This is a genomic window from Achromobacter sp. CF-sbj1-Ac2-l (assembly GCF_052698165.1).
This window is the reverse complement of the sequence record NZ_CP199855.1, coordinates 5,075,470-5,091,025: the sequence shown is the minus strand read 5'-3', so window position 1 is coordinate 5,091,025 and position 15,556 is coordinate 5,075,470. Positions and strand designations below refer to the sequence as shown.

15 protein-coding genes are annotated in these 15,556 nt (G+C 69.5%); 9 read left to right on the top strand and 6 right to left on the bottom strand.

The genetic code is table 11. The annotated features are described in order from the left end of the window. The first annotated feature begins 80 nt into the window (after positions 1-80). Positions 81-1,313: an MFS transporter gene (locus ACUDCK_RS23405; protein WP_277355990.1), complete on the top strand. Its 1,233-nt coding sequence runs from the start codon at positions 81-83 to the stop codon at positions 1,311-1,313. 28 nt (positions 1,314-1,341) lie between these two features. Here the strand turns inward: ACUDCK_RS23405 and ACUDCK_RS23400 are convergent, their stop codons facing one another. Then, complete coding sequence (locus tag ACUDCK_RS23400) at positions 1,342-1,677, bottom strand: protealysin inhibitor emfourin (RefSeq protein ID WP_054500868.1); 336 nt, start codon at positions 1,675-1,677, stop codon at positions 1,342-1,344. Then, positions 1,674-2,738, bottom strand: a complete 1,065-nt coding sequence (locus ACUDCK_RS23395; protein WP_054500869.1) for a M4 family metallopeptidase — start codon at positions 2,736-2,738, stop codon at positions 1,674-1,676. Before ACUDCK_RS23395 ends, ACUDCK_RS23400 begins: the two co-directional genes overlap by 4 nt. A gap of 208 nt (positions 2,739-2,946) precedes the next feature. Between ACUDCK_RS23395 and ACUDCK_RS23390 the strand changes: the two genes are divergently transcribed. After that, entirely contained in the window at positions 2,947-3,576 is a 630-nt protein-coding gene (locus ACUDCK_RS23390; RefSeq protein ID WP_175167162.1) for a DMP19 family protein, read from the top strand. 22 nt (positions 3,577-3,598) lie between these two features. Here the strand turns inward: ACUDCK_RS23390 and ACUDCK_RS23385 are convergent, their stop codons facing one another. Beyond that, complete coding sequence (locus tag ACUDCK_RS23385) at positions 3,599-4,078, bottom strand: anti-virulence regulator CigR family protein (RefSeq protein ID WP_054500871.1); 480 nt, start codon at positions 4,076-4,078, stop codon at positions 3,599-3,601. A 271-nt stretch (positions 4,079-4,349) separates the two neighbouring features. Here ACUDCK_RS23385 and ACUDCK_RS23380 point away from each other — a divergent pair, with 271 nt between their 5' ends. Then, a complete protein-coding gene (locus ACUDCK_RS23380; RefSeq protein ID WP_049075835.1) occupies positions 4,350-5,243 on the top strand; it encodes a prohibitin family protein in 894 nt (297 codons plus the stop codon). On the opposite strand, the gene ACUDCK_RS23375 is transcribed toward ACUDCK_RS23380, so the two are convergent. Beyond that, entirely contained in the window at positions 5,236-7,332 is a 2,097-nt protein-coding gene (locus ACUDCK_RS23375; protein ID WP_054500872.1) for a PTS sugar transporter subunit IIC/EAL domain-containing protein, read from the bottom strand. The genes ACUDCK_RS23380 and ACUDCK_RS23375 overlap by 8 nt on opposite strands. A gap of 284 nt (positions 7,333-7,616) precedes the next feature. Between ACUDCK_RS23375 and ACUDCK_RS23370 the strand changes: the two genes are divergently transcribed. Both ACUDCK_RS23370 and ACUDCK_RS23365 read left to right on the top strand, forming a co-directional pair. Next, entirely contained in the window at positions 7,617-7,859 is a 243-nt protein-coding gene (locus ACUDCK_RS23370; RefSeq protein ID WP_049075832.1) for a hypothetical protein, read from the top strand. A 150-nt stretch (positions 7,860-8,009) separates the two neighbouring features. After that, a complete protein-coding gene (locus tag ACUDCK_RS23365) occupies positions 8,010-8,831 on the top strand; it encodes a FecR family protein (RefSeq protein WP_064527026.1) in 822 nt (273 codons plus the stop codon). A gap of 7 nt (positions 8,832-8,838) precedes the next feature. Here the strand turns inward: ACUDCK_RS23365 and ACUDCK_RS23360 are convergent, their stop codons facing one another. Further along, a complete protein-coding gene (locus ACUDCK_RS23360) occupies positions 8,839-9,573 on the bottom strand; it encodes an SDR family oxidoreductase (RefSeq protein WP_054428684.1) in 735 nt (244 codons plus the stop codon). Between the two features lie 114 nt (positions 9,574-9,687). On the opposite strand from ACUDCK_RS23360, the gene ACUDCK_RS23355 reads away from it, so the two are divergent. The 4 genes from ACUDCK_RS23355 to ACUDCK_RS23340 all read left to right on the top strand — a co-directional run bounded on the left by ACUDCK_RS23355 (position 9,688) and on the right by ACUDCK_RS23340 (position 14,601). Then, a complete protein-coding gene (locus tag ACUDCK_RS23355; RefSeq protein ID WP_064527028.1) occupies positions 9,688-10,509 on the top strand; it encodes a LysR family transcriptional regulator in 822 nt (273 codons plus the stop codon). 42 nt (positions 10,510-10,551) lie between these two features. Beyond that, a complete protein-coding gene (locus ACUDCK_RS23350; RefSeq protein ID WP_064527030.1) occupies positions 10,552-11,073 on the top strand; it encodes a sigma-70 family RNA polymerase sigma factor in 522 nt (173 codons plus the stop codon). After that, a complete protein-coding gene (locus ACUDCK_RS23345; RefSeq protein WP_054500876.1) occupies positions 11,070-12,023 on the top strand; it encodes a FecR domain-containing protein in 954 nt (317 codons plus the stop codon). The genes ACUDCK_RS23350 and ACUDCK_RS23345 overlap by 4 nt, the downstream gene beginning before the upstream one ends. A 118-nt stretch (positions 12,024-12,141) precedes the next feature. After that, a complete protein-coding gene (locus ACUDCK_RS23340; protein ID WP_144655407.1) occupies positions 12,142-14,601 on the top strand; it encodes a TonB-dependent receptor in 2,460 nt (819 codons plus the stop codon). A 56-nt stretch (positions 14,602-14,657) separates the two neighbouring features. Here ACUDCK_RS23340 and ACUDCK_RS23335 read toward each other — a convergent pair whose 3' ends face one another. Further along, positions 14,658-15,554, bottom strand: coding sequence for a GntR family transcriptional regulator (locus ACUDCK_RS23335; RefSeq protein WP_054500878.1), 897 nt, complete (start codon positions 15,552-15,554; stop codon positions 14,658-14,660). Positions 15,555-15,556 lie beyond the last annotated feature (2 nt).

Below are 15,556 nucleotides of genomic sequence, written 5' to 3'. Positions count from 1 at the left end.
GGCGCTGCCTTGGCTGGATTCAGGGATATTTTGTCATTATCTCGAAATTCAGCAGAGACGGCTTTGCCTAAGCTGACGGCATGATTCCTTCCGCTTCCTCCCCCGCTTCCCGACGCCCCGTTCTGCTGATCGTGGGCATCCTCTTCATCGCCATGGCGCTGCGCGCGCCGGTCACCGGCATGCCACCGCTGGTCGGCCTGATCCGTGAACAGCTCGGCCTGTCGAATACCGCCGCCGGCATGCTGATCACGTTGCCGCTGCTGGCGTTCGCCATCGTTTCGCTGGTGTCGGCCGGCATGGCGCGTCGCCATGGGCTGGAGCGCACGCTGTTCGCCGCGCTGCTGCTCATCGGCGGCGGCATCGTGCTGCGCAGCCAGGGCCAGGCCTGGGCGCTGTATGCCGGCACGGCGGTCATCGGTTCGGGTATCGCCGTCGGCAACGTGCTGCTACCCAGCCTGCTCAAGCGCGACTTCCCGCAGCGCGTGGCGGGCCTGACCTCGGCTTATGTGTTGACCATGAGCATCGCGGCCGGCGCCGCCTCTGCCCTGGCGGTGCCGCTGGCCAGCCTGGCGGGCGGCAGTTGGCGCTTCTCGGCGCTGTGCCTGCTGGCGATTCCGGTGGCCGGGGTGCTGCTGTGGCTGCCGCAACTGGCCAACCATACGCCGCCGGCCGCGTCCACCGCGCACGCGCCGCATGGCGGCCGGTTGTGGCATTCCGCGCTGGCCTGGCAGGTCACGCTTTACCTGGGCATCAATTCCTTCGTGTTCTACGTGGGCGTGAGCTGGCTGCCGGCGATCCTGCGCGACGCGGGCTACTCGGCCGAGCGCGCCGGCTCGCTGCACGGGCTGCTGCAGTTGATGTCGGCCGGGCCCGCGCTGTTCCTGGCGCCGGTGGTGCGCCGCATGAAGGACCAGCGCGCGGCCGCGTTCTGCTCGGCGCTGTCCTCGCTGGTGGCGTTCGTCGGCTTGATCGCGGCGCCGGGCTGGGCCACGTTGTGGATCGTGCTGCTCGGCCTGGGCACGGGCGGCGGCATCATCCTGGGCCTGATGTTCGTGGGCCTGCGCGCCAGCCACGCGCAGCAGGCGGCGGCGCTGTCGGGCATGGCGCAGTGCGTCGGCTACCTGTTCGCGGCCAGCGGACCGGCGCTGGTCGGCGCCCTGCACGATCGGCTGGGGGGCTGGTCGGCGGCGCTCGGTCTGTGCGCCGCATTGTGCCTGGCGATGGCGGGCTGCGGACTGCTGGCGGGCCGCGCGATCCAGATTGGCGCGTTCCGCACGCATCCGGCCCAGGCGCCGCAACGCGCGGCGCAGTGACGCCGGCGCACGCCGCAAGCGGCGTTTTCTAGCCGCCGGCCTGGGCGCGCCACAGACGCACCAGGATGTCGGGCGCCTGCGCTTCCGGCACGTCGAAGGTGAGGCTGGCCGTATCGCCGCTGGCCGGATCGCGGAACGCCAGTTCCACATGGAAGTACCGCTGGTCGCCGCCCTGGGCGGCGCAGTCAGGCGTGGCCAGCGGGGCGGTGCGCCGCAGGGCTTCGCCGACCTCCTGCCGCAGCCCGGGCGGGCAGGAGGTCAGGTCGATGCTGCGGGTGCGCGCCAAGCCGGGCAGGTAGGCCAGCCCGCCTTCGCGCGTCAGGCTGACGCGCAGCGCGAATTCGAGCGGAGGCAGGTCGATCATGGCTGTATGCCCACCGCCGCCCAGGCGCCGGCGACGGCCTTGTGCGCGGCCTCGCCGTGCGCCCCGCGTGCCACGTCCAGCGTCAGGCGCGCGAACGCGGCGAAGTCGGCGTCGTGGCGCAGGCGCTTGTCGCGCAGCGTGTCGTACCAGATGCGGCCGGCTATTTCCCAGGCCGGTCCCTTCAGGGCGGTCGCGGCCAGGTAGAAGGCGCGGTTCGGAATGCCGGAGTTGATGTGCACGCCGCCATTGTCATGCGGCGTATCGACGTAGCCGCTCATGTGCGCCGGCTGCGGATCCTTGCCCAGCACCGGATCGTCGTAGGCGCTGCCGGGCTCGGCCATCGAGCGCAGGGCGCGCGCCTGCACTTTCGGCAGGAACAGGCCCTGGCCCACCAGCCAGTCGGCTTCGCGCGCGTCCTGGCCCAGGGCGTATTGCTTGACCAGCGCGCCGAACACGTCGCACAGCGATTCGTTGAGCGCGCCCGACTGGCCCTGGTAGGCCAGCGCCGCTTCGCTGTCGATGACGCCGTGCGTCAGTTCATGGCCGATGATGTCGACCGCCACGGTGAAGCGGTTGAACACTTCGCCGTCGCCGTCGCCGAACACCATCTGCGAGCCATTCCAGAAGGCGTTGTCGTAGTCTTCGCCGTAATGCACGCTGCCCACCAGCGGCAGGCCCGCGCCATCGATCGAGTCGCGCTGGTAGACGTCGTGGAACAGCCTGTAGGTCGCGCCCAGGTGATCGTAGGCTTCATCCACCGCCGCGTCGCCGCTGGCCTTGGCGCCTTCGGCGCGCACCAGCTTGCCGGGCAGGGCGGTGGTGTTGGCCGCGTCGTGCACCGCGCGTTGCGGCGTGCCGCCGGCATCCGAAGCGCGAGGAGCCGCCACCTGGGCCCGCGACGGCCGCGCGGCCATTTCACGCAATCCGCGTTGCTGCTGGTCGATGATGAGTGTTTTGACGGCCGGCATGCTGACACGCGCGTCGGCGTGCTGTGCCAGGCGGTCCAGGACATAGGGCGGAATCACGCCGATCAGGGGCGTGGACGCGGAGGGGCGCGGCATTGTCGATCTCCCGGTGAAGACATGGCGGACGCGGCGCGCGGGCCGGGCCCGGGGCAGGCTTTACGGTAGCAGATAGGCCATGCGCGGGCGTAACAGTGTGCGGCCTGATGCGAGGAACGATAAACGGGCGCGGCGCGCCTCGACGGCCGAGGCGCGATCCGTTATCTTCTGCGCGTTCCGGATTTCTGCTTACGCTTCGAGACATCGCATGTCCGCCGACTACCGCATCCGCCATCTCGCCCTGACCGAGACCCACATCCTGCTGACGCTGGCCGACGGCCGCACGCTGCGCGAGCCGATCCGGCGGCATATCCGGCTGGAAAAGGCCAGCCCGGCCGAGCGCGAACAGTGGCAACTGGTGGACGACGACCATGGCGTGGTGTGGCCGGACTTGCTGGAGCCTTCGGCCGCGGGCATGCTGAACGTGCGCGACCTGTTGTGGGACGCGCATTACGAAGGCGCGCTGGCGGCGTTGCGGGCGGTGGAGTGGAAGCTGGAAAGCCTGCCGCAGCGCGAGCAGGAACTGGTTGCGCTGTGGCGCATGGAAGCCGACATCAACAACGGCGGCTTCATGCAGTTCCTGTGCAATTGGGGCGATCCGACCTGCCAGTTGGCGCTGCTGGCGCTGGGCAAGATCGGCGCGGCGCGCACGCGCGCCATCCTGGCGGAGATGCGCGGCCTGGTCGATCGTTTCGAGGCCACGCCCGAAGTGATCGAACTGAACGATATCTACGGCGCCATGACCGAGGCCGAGCAGGCGCGCCTGCATGCGCTGGACGAAGCCTACTTCGACTATCCGGACGACCTGGCGCGGCTGGGCCTGGCCTACTACGACTAGCCAGGCGGCCAGTCGATACGCTTCAGTCGAACACGCCCGCCAGCACGTCCGCGACGATGCCGGTGGCGATGGCGATCAGGATGAGGTCATTGCCGGCCACGCGCCACTCGTAACCGGGATGCACCGGCAGCCGGGCCAACATCGGGCCGGGCACCATCTTCTTGGCGATGCCCGGGGGCAGCGGTTTGCCGCGCGCCAGGTTCTTGCGGATGCCGGGCGGCAGGGAGCCATAGCCGGTGGCGCCAGCCTGCACCGCGTAGCCGCGCGCGGTCGAGATGCTGATGCCCGCGGTGCTCAGGGTGACGCTGACGTTGGTGTCGGCATCCTTGCCGTTGCCCTTGTTCTTGCCGCCGCTGTTGCCATTGCCCTTGTTGTTCCCATTGCCGTTGCCGTTGCCGGCGTGATCGGGCTTGCCGCGGTTTTCAGGCGGCGCCGACCAGGCGGGGGCGAGGAGGGTGGTACAGGCCAAGGCGGTCACGAAAATGGCGATCGAGCGGCGCATGATGGGCACCCGGAGTTAAGGCCCATGCAGCGTACCGCAATGCTGGAACGCGCACCATCTCCATTGGCAAGCGGTTTTTCCTATTGCAACAACCGTAACCTTTCACGCCGCTGACTCGGGCTAGAATCGCTCGCTTCTATTCCGGGGGGGAATGCCAGATGCGATATTTCCTGATCTTGGTGGGGGCGGCCGTGGTCGCCTATTTGCTCGCGCGCGGCATCGCCGCCGTGCTCTCGGATCGTAAACGCAACAAATCAGAAAGGGACTGAAAGTGAAGCCGACCGACCTCCAGATCGTCAAGTCCGTCAAACCGCGCAGCCTGAAGGTGGCCATCATCACGGGCGTGCTGTTCGTGCTGATCCTGTGCCTGGCGTTCGGTTCGTGGTTCCAGGTGGACCAGGGCGAACGCGGCGTGGTGCTGCGCAACGGCAAGCTGGTGCGCGTGTCCGAGCCGGGCCTGGATTTCAAGACGCCCTTCATCGACAACGTGATGACGGTGTCGGTACGCGACCACACTTTCGTGTTCGAGAAGCTCGAAGCCTATAGCTATGACCAGCAACCGGCCACGCTGCGCGTGTCGGTCACCTACCGCGTGCCGCCCGAGCACGTGGCCGAGCTGTATTCCGAGTACGGCACCATCAGCAACCTGCAGATGCGCGTGCTCGAACGCAAGACGCCCGACGCGGTCAAGAACGTGTTCGGCCAGTACACCGCGGTGCGCGCCATCCAGGAACGCCAGAAGCTGGGCCTGGACGTGAACAACGCCGTGCTCAAGACCATGGAAGGCGCGCCGGTGCAGGTGGTGGGCGTGCAGATCGAGGAAGTCGGTTTCTCGCAGGCCTACGAGCACTCGATCGAACAGCGCATGCTGGCGCAGGTGCAGATCGAGACCACCCGCCAGCAGAAGGAAACGGCGATGATCAACGCCGAAATCCAGGTGGTCAAGGCCAAGGCCGAAGCCGACGCGCGCCGCCAGCAGTTCACCGCCGAGGCCGACGGCATCCGCATGCGCGGCGAAGCCGAGGCCGCGTCGATCCGCGCCAAGGCCGAGGCGCTGGCCGCCAACACCAATCTGGTCAGCCTGAACGCGGTCGAGAAATGGGATGGCGTGCTGCCCTCCACGCAGGTGCCGGGCGCGGCGCTGCCGTTCATCGGCATCAAATAGCGGCGGCGCTGCCGCTGTGCGCGGCGGCCGGCATGCGCCGCCGCGCGAATTCCACCAGGTGCTCGCCTGACAGCGCCTTGCTGTAGAACCAGCCTTGCACGATGATCTCGGCGCTGGATTCGAGAGCGGCGAGCTGCTCCTGGGTCTCCACGCCTTCGACGATGATCTGCAGGTCCAGCGCCTCGCAGAAGCGCAGCAGGCCGCTCATGACCTGGGCGCCGCGCGCGCTGCTCTGGGCGAGCACGAAACTGCGGTCGATCTTGACCGCGTCGATCTCGAACTGGTGCAGGTAGCTGAGGGCCGAGTAGCCGGTGCCGAAGTCATCGATATAGACCTTGCAACCGATGCCATGCAGGCGGTCGAACGCCGTGTGCAGCGCCTGCGCGTCTTCCACCAGCGCATCCTCGGTCAGCTCCACCGATACCTGGCCCTGGGCCTGCTCCAGCACCTTGACGAGCTTGTCCAGATACGAAGCCGAGGTCAGTGTGCCGCTGGTGACGTTGACGGTCAGGGGCAGGGTGAAACCGGCCTTGCGCCACGCAAGACATTGCAGCACCGCCTGCTTGGCCACCCACAGATCCACTTCGCGCATCAGGTCGGCCTGCGCCAGCCAGCGCAGGAATTCCAGCGGCGCCTGTTGCGTGCCTTCCGGGCCGGTGGCGCGCAGCAGCGCCTCGCAGCCCGTGCAGCGGCCGCTGCGCAGCGACACCTGCGGCTGGTATTCGAGATAGAAGTCGTATTCGCTGATGGCGCGGATCCGCGAGATCTCGGCGCTGCGGCGGGCGCGGTTGGCGTAGGTCGAGACCACCGGATCGTGCGCGAACAGCAGCGATTCCTCCTGCAATCGCGGGAAGGTGGTGTCGAGCGACTTGAAGTAGACGGTGGCGTCGGCCTTGCGCTGGCGTTCCAGCGCGACCACGAACGGCGCATAGAGGCAGGCGCCCAACGCGATCAGCGTCACTTGCAGCGCCACCCCGCCCAGGTGGCCACCGGCGCTGAGATAGGCATTGAGCAGGACCGGCGAGGTCAGCGGCAACGAGACCGAGGCGGCCGGAATCCAGCCCAGTTGCACCACCGCCAGCGCCACCAGCGCGTTGCACACCGGCGCCAGCACGAACGGGATCAGCAGGCGCGGGTTGAGAATCAGGGGCAGGCCGAACAGCAGGATCTCGTTGACGTTCAGCAGCGACACCGGAATGCTGGCCAGCGCCAGCAGCCGCAGCGATTCGCTGCGCGAGAACAGCAGGATGGCGACCACGAGCGACAGCGTCGCGCCGGCGCCGCCGATGAAGACAAAGGCGCCCAGCAGGCTGCCGTTCAGCGCGTACAGGCCTTCGTGGCCGGCCGCGGCGCTGGCGGCGTTGAGCGCCGTGGCCTGGTCCAGCACGTCTATCACGGGCGCCATCGCGTGATAGCCGTGGATGCCGAAGAACCAGAAGATCGAGTTCAGCGCCGCCGTCATCGGACCGGTGGTGAAGGGGCTGTCGAGCGAGGCCAGGTCGACCGGAATGTCGAACTGCGCCACGCCCGGAATGCGCAGCAGCAGGCTGACCGCGAGCGCCACCGCGCCGGCGGTCAGCAGGCCTGGAATCACCATGTTGAGGGTGCCCCGCACGTTCTCGCCGATGAGCCCGTCGGGCGCCAGCCGCGTCCAGCGGCGCCGGTGCAGCCAGGCCAGCAGGGGCACGCTGCCCAACGGCAGCAGGATGGCGATGCTCAGGATCAGGGTGGCGGCGGCATGCGGGTAGGGCGCCAGCAGACCCTCGGCGATCACGACGTACGACAGGCACAGGAAGGCGGCCGGCAGATTGGGCACGCGGTGGCGGATCGACAGCATGTAGCCAACCGAGGTGCTGACCAGCATGGGCATGACCATGTTGAGCCGGTTGTGCACGGCGGCCAGCTCCTGCACCAGCGCCGCGGACAGACCGAGCTGGCCGGCCACCACCGACAGCACCAGGAACAGCGCCGACACGAGCAGGCACGGCATCGTCCAGAGCAGTCCCTCGCGGATGGCGCGCAGTGCGCTCGCGCTGGCCAGGGCCGCCAACCGATCTTTCGGATAGCGCATGAAGCTCGATGTCGGCATACCGGTCGCCCTATGAAGCCCGCTACCGAGGGCGGGCTGGCCCGGGGCGCGGCCGCCTCGCCGGACCCGGTTTGTAAGAATCCTTTGCCGCATCCTAGCGCCTCAGTTCCCGACTTAGCAATCGCGCCGCCGAAAAATCTTAGGGATTCCCCTCTGTCAAGAATTGAAAAGCGGGCGCATCGTGCACGTATCGGGCGCAGGGCGGCGCGCTACCATCAGGCGCAAACCCTTGGGTTTGGCGGGAGCCGCGGCTTCAATACAGGCTGGATCAAGAGGGAGACAGGATGTCGCAGTTGGAATGGGTGTCCGGCGACACGACGCCGGAACGGCAGGGCTACTACGAAACGCGGTTCGATACGGGCGGCACCGCGATCACGCTGTACAGCGTGCTGGGCTGGATGCCGGCCAAGGCGCCCGGCAACATGGTGAGCTGGCGCGCATTGCCGCCGGCGGTCGAGCGTGAAGAGGCCGAGCGGCACATCCAGGAGTTGCGCGCGGCGCAGAGCCACGTGCCGATGGATTATTGACCGGCGGGTACCTCGCCGGGGCCGCCGCGGTCCAGGCGATATGATGGGAACGCAAGGCCGCGTGGGCGATCGAACGGTTACCGGCGGTTGTGCCCGACGCTGTTTCCGTTCATTCCTGGCCCGCGCTCCCCTTGCGGGCGGCACGCATCCATGACAGATTCCTTTTCGCGAGATTCCGACAGCCGGCGCCGGCCCGCATTCCTGGCCTGGCGTTGGCCTGCGGGCGGCCCGGGACGGCGACTGCTGACGCGCGCGGGGCTGGCCTGCGTTGTCCTGGCGGCCGTGGCGCTGCTGGCGTGGTGGAGCCTGCCCGCCGAGGCGCCGTCGTTTGCGACCACCATTAGCGCCGATCGGGGCGAACGCAAGCAGGTCACGCTGCCCGATGGCTCGGTCCTCGAACTCAATGGCAACGCCCTGGCCGAGGTCAAGTTCTACGGCGCGCGGCGCGAGGTCGAACTGCAGGGCGGGGAAATCCTCTTCACCGTGAACGCCGAGGCGCAGCGGCCATTCATCGTGCGCGCCGGCAGCGCCGACGTGCGCGCGGCCGGCGCCGTCTTCGATGTCCGTCGCGATGAGGACGACGTGACGGTGCTGGTGCGTGCGGGCACGGCGGATGTGACGGGCGGCCATTGGTGGAACCTGGGCCTCGCGGTGCTGCGCGACGGGCACCGCATCCGCGTGCCTGCGAGCGGCGCGATCGGGGTGCCGGCGCCCGCCGACGTCGACGCGCTGCTGGCCTGGCAGACAGGCCGCCTGGTCTTCCGCGACACGCCGATGGCCGAGGTGGTGCGTGAGATGAATCGCTATCTGGCCGCGCCGTTGCGTCTGGCCGACAGCCGGGCGGGGCGCTTGCGCCTGTCGGCTTCGTTCGATCTGGATCCCCCCGAGGCCATGCTGCAGGCGCTGGCCGCCGCGGCGCCGGTGACGCTGGCGCCCGCCGCCGACGGGGCGATCGATCTCAAGGCCCGCTAGCGCGGACTCAGGCCTGCTGGCGGGTCGCCGCCAGCACGATTTCGCGGATGCACACGCCGGGCGGTTGCGAGTAGGCGTAGTACACCGCGTTGGCCACGTCCTCGGCGGCCAGCACCTTGCCGCCCATGTCGGCCTTCCAGTCCTGGTAGCCGCTCTTGATGCCTTCGTCGGTGGTGTGGCTGAGCAGCTCGGTCTCGACCGCGCCGGGGGCGATGGTGACCACGCGCACATTGTGCGGCGACAGTTCCTCGCGCAGGTTTTCCGACAGGCCGTGCACGGCGAACTTGGTGCCGACGTAGGCGACGTGGTTGGGGAAGGTCTTGCGGCCCGCCACCGAGCTGATGTTGATGATGGTGCCGTGGCCGCGCTCGACCATGCCGGCGGCGACGGCGTGCACGCCGTTGAGCAGGCCCTTGACGTTCACGTCCAGCATGCGGTCCCACTGCGCCGGATCCTGGCGCGTGATGTCGCCCAGCAGCATGACGCCGGCGTTGTTGACGATGGCGTCGGCGGGGCCGTACTGGGCCTCGGCCTCGCGCAGGGCGGCGGCCAGCGCGGCGCGGTCGGTCACGTCGACCTGGCGGGCCAGCGCATTGGGCAGGTTCAGGGCCTGCATCGGCGCCAGGCGGCGCGCCAGCAGCAGCAGCGGGTGGCCGTGCGACGAGAACAGGCGGGCGGTGGCCAGGCCGATGCCGGAACTGGCGCCGGTGACGACGACGAGGGGGCGTTGGGGGGTAGTCATGGTGAAGACTCCAGGTATCGGTTATTCATATGCCGGAGGGGCTGAAAACGATTCTAGGACCGGCTTTCACGCTTGAAAAATGGTTTATTCTTCTCGCATCAATCGGAAAAACTTATGGATAGCCGCCAGCTCAATGCCTTCATCGCGGTCTTCGAGGAACGCAACATCACCGCCGCCGCGCAGCGGCTGCACCTGAGCCAGCCGGCCCTGTCGGGCACCATCAAGAGCCTGGAGAGCCTGCTGGGCGCGCAGTTGTTCGAGCGCCAGGCGCGCGGCGTGGCGGTCACGGACGAGGCCCGCATCCTGTATCCGCAGGCGCGCCGCCTGGTCGCGCAGACCGAGTCGATGGCGCGCCAGTTCCGCCAGGATGCCCGCCTGGCCGAGCTGCGCATCGGCGTCGAGGGCGAGATCGCGGGCGCGCACGTCCGCGCGTTCGTGGCACGGGCGCGGCAGGCGGTGCCCAATCTGTTGCTGCATTTGCTGGAAGGCTGCGTCGGCGACGCCCGCCTGGCGACCGAGGACGAGCGTTGCGAGGACGAACTGTTCGTGCCGCTGTGGGACGACCCCTACGCCATCGCGCTGCCGGTCGAAGCCGCCGTGACCGCCGCGCCGCAGTGGATCGTCTGTCCCGATCACCCGAGCCATCAACGCCTGCTGCCGTATTACGGCGCGGCCGCCGGCGCGCCCGCCGCGCAGGCCGGGTCCTTGCGCCTGGCGCTGGAACTGGCCGCGGCCGGCGTCGGCGCCTGCATCGCCCCGCGCTCGCTGATCGCGCAGCAGCCGGGCGTCGCGGCCCAGGACCTCGATGGCCTGGCGCTGTCGCGCCGCGTCGGCCTGTGCTATGCGGCGCAGGCGCTGGACAAGCCGGCGCTGGCCTTGCTGGCGGAACAGTTGCGCGGCGCCGCCGGCGGACAGGATGCCGGCGGAATGGGATAAAATAGTAACAATTCCCATTTAGATTTCACCGCGAGCCGCGCCGTGTCCTCGACCGAATCCCTGCCCACCGACGCCGTTACGCGGATCTACCAAGAGCATCACGGCTGGCTGTCCGTCTGGCTGCGCAAGAAGCTCGGCAACTCGTTCGATGCCGCCGACCTGGCGCACGACACTTTCGTGCGCCTGATGGCGGCGCGGGTGCGCGCCGGCGGCGGCGACGAGCCGCGCGCGTTGCTCACCCACATCGCCAAGGGCCTGGTGGTGGACCACTGGCGCCGCCGCGCGCTGGAAGACGCCTATCAAAGCGCGGCCGCGCAGTTGCCGCGGCGCGAGGTGCCGTCGCCGGAAGTGCGGGCGCTGATCCTGGAAACGCTGTACGCCATCGACGCGACCTTGCGCACGCTGCCCGCCAGGACCCGCGCCATCTTCCTGGCCTCGCAATTCGACGGCATGACCTATGCCGAGATCGCCCGCGCGCAGCGCGCGTCCCTGGCCACGGTCAAGCGCCACATGCAAAAAGCGCTGACGGCCTGCCTCATCGCCTACCAGGGGGGCGCCGCGTGAGCGCCACCCCCGATACGGCGGTCCTGGAAGAGGCCGCCGGCTGGCTGGTGCGCTTCCAGTCGGAAACCCTGTCGGCCGCGGACCGCGCCGCCTTCGAGCGCTGGCGCGGCCGCAGCGCCGCGCATGCCGCCGCCTGGGCCCGGTTGGAGGACATGCTGCGCAGCTTCGGACAGGTGCCGCCCGAGCTGGGGGCGCGCACGTTGCGGCGCCTGGAGCGGCCCGGACGGCGCCAGGCGCTGCGCACCGTGGCGGGCCTGGCGCTATTGGGACCGGCCGCCTGGCTGGCCTGGCGCGAACTGCCATGGCGCGAATGGAGCGCCGACGCGCGCACCGCCGCAGGCGAGCAGCGCCGCATGCAACTGGCCGATGGCACCCGCCTGCTGCTGAACACCGCCAGCGCCGTTGACATCCAGTACACCGCCGAGCAGCGCGTGATCTGGCTGCGCGCGGGCGAGATCCTGCTGACCACCGGCAAGGACCCGGCGCCGGTCCATCGGCCGTTCATCGTGCGCACCGCGCAGGGCTCGGTGCAGGCGCTGGGCACGCGCTTCATGGTGCGGGACGAGGGCAACGGCATCCGCGTCGCCGTGTTCGACGGCGCGGTGGCGATCCGGCCGGCCGCCAGCGACGCGCGGCGCGTGTTGCAAGCGGGACAGCAGACCGTGTTCGACGCGCAGCGGATCGGCCCCGAGTCGGCCGCCGACGCCGCGCTGGCGTCCTGGGAGGACGGCATGCTGGCCGCGCGCAACTGGCGCCTGGCCGACCTGGTGGCGGAACTGGCGCGCTACCGCCGTGGCTTCCTGCGCTGCGATCCGGCGGTGGCCGAGCTGCGCGTGTCGGGCGCCTTCCCCGTGAACGATACCGACGCCGGCCTGCGCCTGCTGGAGAAGACGCTGCCGGTGCGGATCCACCGCATCACGCCGTACTGGGTCACCGTGGCGGCGCGCTGAACCGCCGAGCCCGTTACAAAATAATCGTCGAATCCCTGACACTTTTTCCGCCTTCGTCCGGTGTACCGGGTGAATCGTCGCGGCGCGACCGCGATGCCCCGCCCACGAAGGATCCCTCATGGCCAGCCGTCACTCCCGTTCCCTGTCCGTCCGCCGCGCGCGGACGCCCTCATCGTCCTCGCGCGCGGCGGTGCGCGTCCTAGGCCTGGGCGTGGCGCTGGCATTGGCCTCGGCGGTCTCGCCGGCGGCGCGCGCCGCCGATGCCGTCAGCGCGGCGAGCGGCAAGTCCTATGCGATTCCCGCCGGCCCGCTGGGCGACACGCTGGCTCGCTTCGCCGCCGCGTCCGGAGTGCCGCTGTCCTTCGACCCGGCCCTGCTGGCGGGCCAGCACAGTGACGGCCTGAACGGCGTCTACACGGTGCGCGAGGGCTTCGCGCGGCTGCTGTCGGGCTCCGGCTACGCGCTGGCGGAGCAGGGCGGCGGCGCCTATTCGCTGCGCAGGCTGCCGCCGCAGGGTGAGACCACGCTGCTGCCGAACGTCGTGGTGACGGGCGCGGACGCGCATGCGTCGGCGCTGCCGGCGGCGTACACGGGCGGCCAGGTGGCGCGCGGCGGCCGGCTCGGCCTGCTGGGCAACCGCGATGTGATGGACACGCCGTTCAGCGTCGCCAACTACACCTCGGACCTGCTGGCCAACCGCCAGGCGGTGACGCTGGCCGACGCGCTGAACGTCGATTCCTCGGTGCGCTTCACCGGCCAGATCGGCGGCGTGACCGATTCGTTCTACATCCGCGGCTTTCCGATCGGCGAAGGCAACCTGGGCGAAATTGCCTTCGACGGCGTCTATGGCGTGGCGCCGAACTACCACGTGTTCACCGATTACATCGAGCGGGTCGAGGTGCTGAAGGGGCCGGCGGCGCTACTGTACGGCATGTCGCCCAACAGCGGCGTGGGCGGCGTCATCAATATGGTGCCCAAGCGTTCGCTGCCGCAGGACCTGACGCGGGTGTCGGCCGATTACGCGGGGGCGTCGCAGTTCGGCGGCCGCGTCGACCTGAGCCGCCGCTTCGGCGACGACGGCGCCTGGGGCGTGCGGGTCAACGGCCTGCATCGGCAGGGCGACACGCCGCTGGACAACCTGCATTCGCGCACCGACATCGGCGCGCTGTCGCTGGACTACCAGGGCGAGAAGCTGCGCGCCTCGCTCGACCTGCTGATCCAGAACGAGAAGATCGACGCGCCCACGCGTCCGTTCCTGGTGGCGGCGGGCCTGCGCGTGCCGGACGCGCCGGACGGCCGCCGCAATGCGACGCAGCCGTGGAGCTGGTGGAAGTCCGAAGGCGAATCCGCGCTGCTGCGCGTCGAGTACGACATCAGCGACCGCCTGACGGTGTTCGCCGACGCGGGGGGCTCGAGCACCACCATCAACCGCCTGTCCGACCAGACGCCAACCCTCGTCAACGCCGCCGGCGATACGCGGGTGACCCCCAACCATTTCAAGTTCCAGGTCGATCGCAGCACCTACAACGCCGGCCTGCGCGCCAAGCTGGAGACCGGTCCGGTGCGCCATGCCATCACCTTCATGGGCACGTTGTACAGCGACCGCAACGCGCAGGCCAGCGTGAACGGCACGCCGCTGTCGTCCAACATCTATCACCCGGTGACGCGGCCCCGGCAGGACATCGCCGCGCCCGCCAGCGTGCCCAAGGTGTCGTCTTCGGACCTGAGCGGCTTCGCGCTGGCCGACACGCTGAGCGTGCTGGACGAGCGGGTCCAGTTGACGCTGGGCGCGCGCCAGCAGCGGGTCGAGTCGCGCAACTTCAATGCCGTCACGGGCGCGCGCACCCTCAGCTACGACGAAAGCGCGATCACGCCGCTGGCTGGCCTGGTGCTCAAGCCGTGGCGGAACGTCTCGTTCTACGCCAACTACATCGAGGGCCTGAGCAAGGGCGACGTGGCGCCGGCCACCGCCGCCAACGCCGGCCAGGTGTTCAAGCCGTACAAGTCCAAGCAGAAGGAAGTGGGCGTGAAGGTCGATTTCGACAGCGCCATGCTGACCCTGAGCGCTTTCGAGATCACCAAGCCCAGCGGCCAGTTGACGGGCGGCGTGTATGCGGCGGACAGCGAGCAACGCAACCGCGGCCTGGAACTGAACCTGTCGGGCGAGCCGCTGCGCGGCCTGCGCCTGCTGGGCGGCGTGACCTTCCTGGACGCCGAGCTGACGCGCACCGGCAACCCCGCCACGCGCGGCAACCAGCCGGTGGGCGTGCCGCGCCTCACCGCCAACCTGGGCGCGGAATGGGATACCCCGTGGGTCGCCGGGCTGACCCTGACCGGCGGCGTGATCCACACCGGCAAGGAATACGTCAACCAGGCCAACACGCAGTCGGTGCCCGCGTGGACCACGTTCGACCTGGGCGCGCGCTATGTCACGCGCATCGACGGCAAGGAAGTGACCCTGCGCGCCAATGTCGTCAACGTGTTCAACCGCGCCTATTGGTCGGGCGTGGCGTCCTACGGCACCATCTCGCAGGGCGTGCCGCGCACGTTGATGCTGTCGGCGTCGATGGATTTCTGAGGACGCGCGGCGGGCCGCCAGGCGGCCCGTGCGAAGCGGCTTGATTCCCCGGCCGCCTAGGCCGCCAGGATGCCGCGGATGCGCGCCAGGTTGTCGAGCGTGCTGCGCAGGTGGCGGGCCAGCGCCTGCGAGGCCTCTTCGTTGCGCTCGCGCTCGAGCAGGTCGAGGATTTCCAGGTGCTGCTCGCAATGCTGGCGATAGCGGCTGCGGTCCTGCATCGAGCGGTACGACAGCAGCCGCCGCACGCGGTTGACGCGCTTGATGGTGTCGATGAAGAACGGGTTGCCCGAGGCCTCCACCAGCGACTCGTGGAAGCGCACGCCGCGCTCGTGTAACTGGTCGGCGCTGTCGCTGTCGATGCCGCCGTCGAGCAGGTGGCGCTCGGCGGCGCGGCAGCGCGCCAATACGGACTTGTCGATGCGGTAGGAGGGCTCGAGCAGCGCGGCCGGCTCCAGCGCCAGGCGCAGGCGGTACGACTGCAGCAGGCTGTCGGGCGTGGTCATCATCGACGAGAACTCCCAGCCATAGCCGGGGCGCCGCTGCGCCCAGCCTTCCTGCGCCACGCGGGCCAGCAGCGCCTGGGTCTGCGCCTGTGTCAGGGCGTAGCGGGCGCGCAGCAGCGCCTCGCTGCACTGCATCGGCAGCACGCCGCGCAGCAGTTCATCGGCCAGCCGGAAATAGCTTTGCGTGACGATGTCCTCGGCGGCGGGCGGCGCCAGGTCCGCGCAGGTGCGCGCCAATGCCTCCTGGTCCAATTGCAGGAAGTAGCCGCGGTTGGGCTTGCGCGCCACGATGCCGTGCGCTTCCAGCAGGCCGAGCGCGTCGTTGACCGGCGAGCGCGACAGGCGCAGGCGGTCGGCCAGCTTTTGCGCGCTCAGGTGCGCGCCCTCGGTCAGGCGGTCCTGCCGGATCAGCTCCAGGATCTTGCTGGCAGTGTGGGTCTGCGCGCTCATGG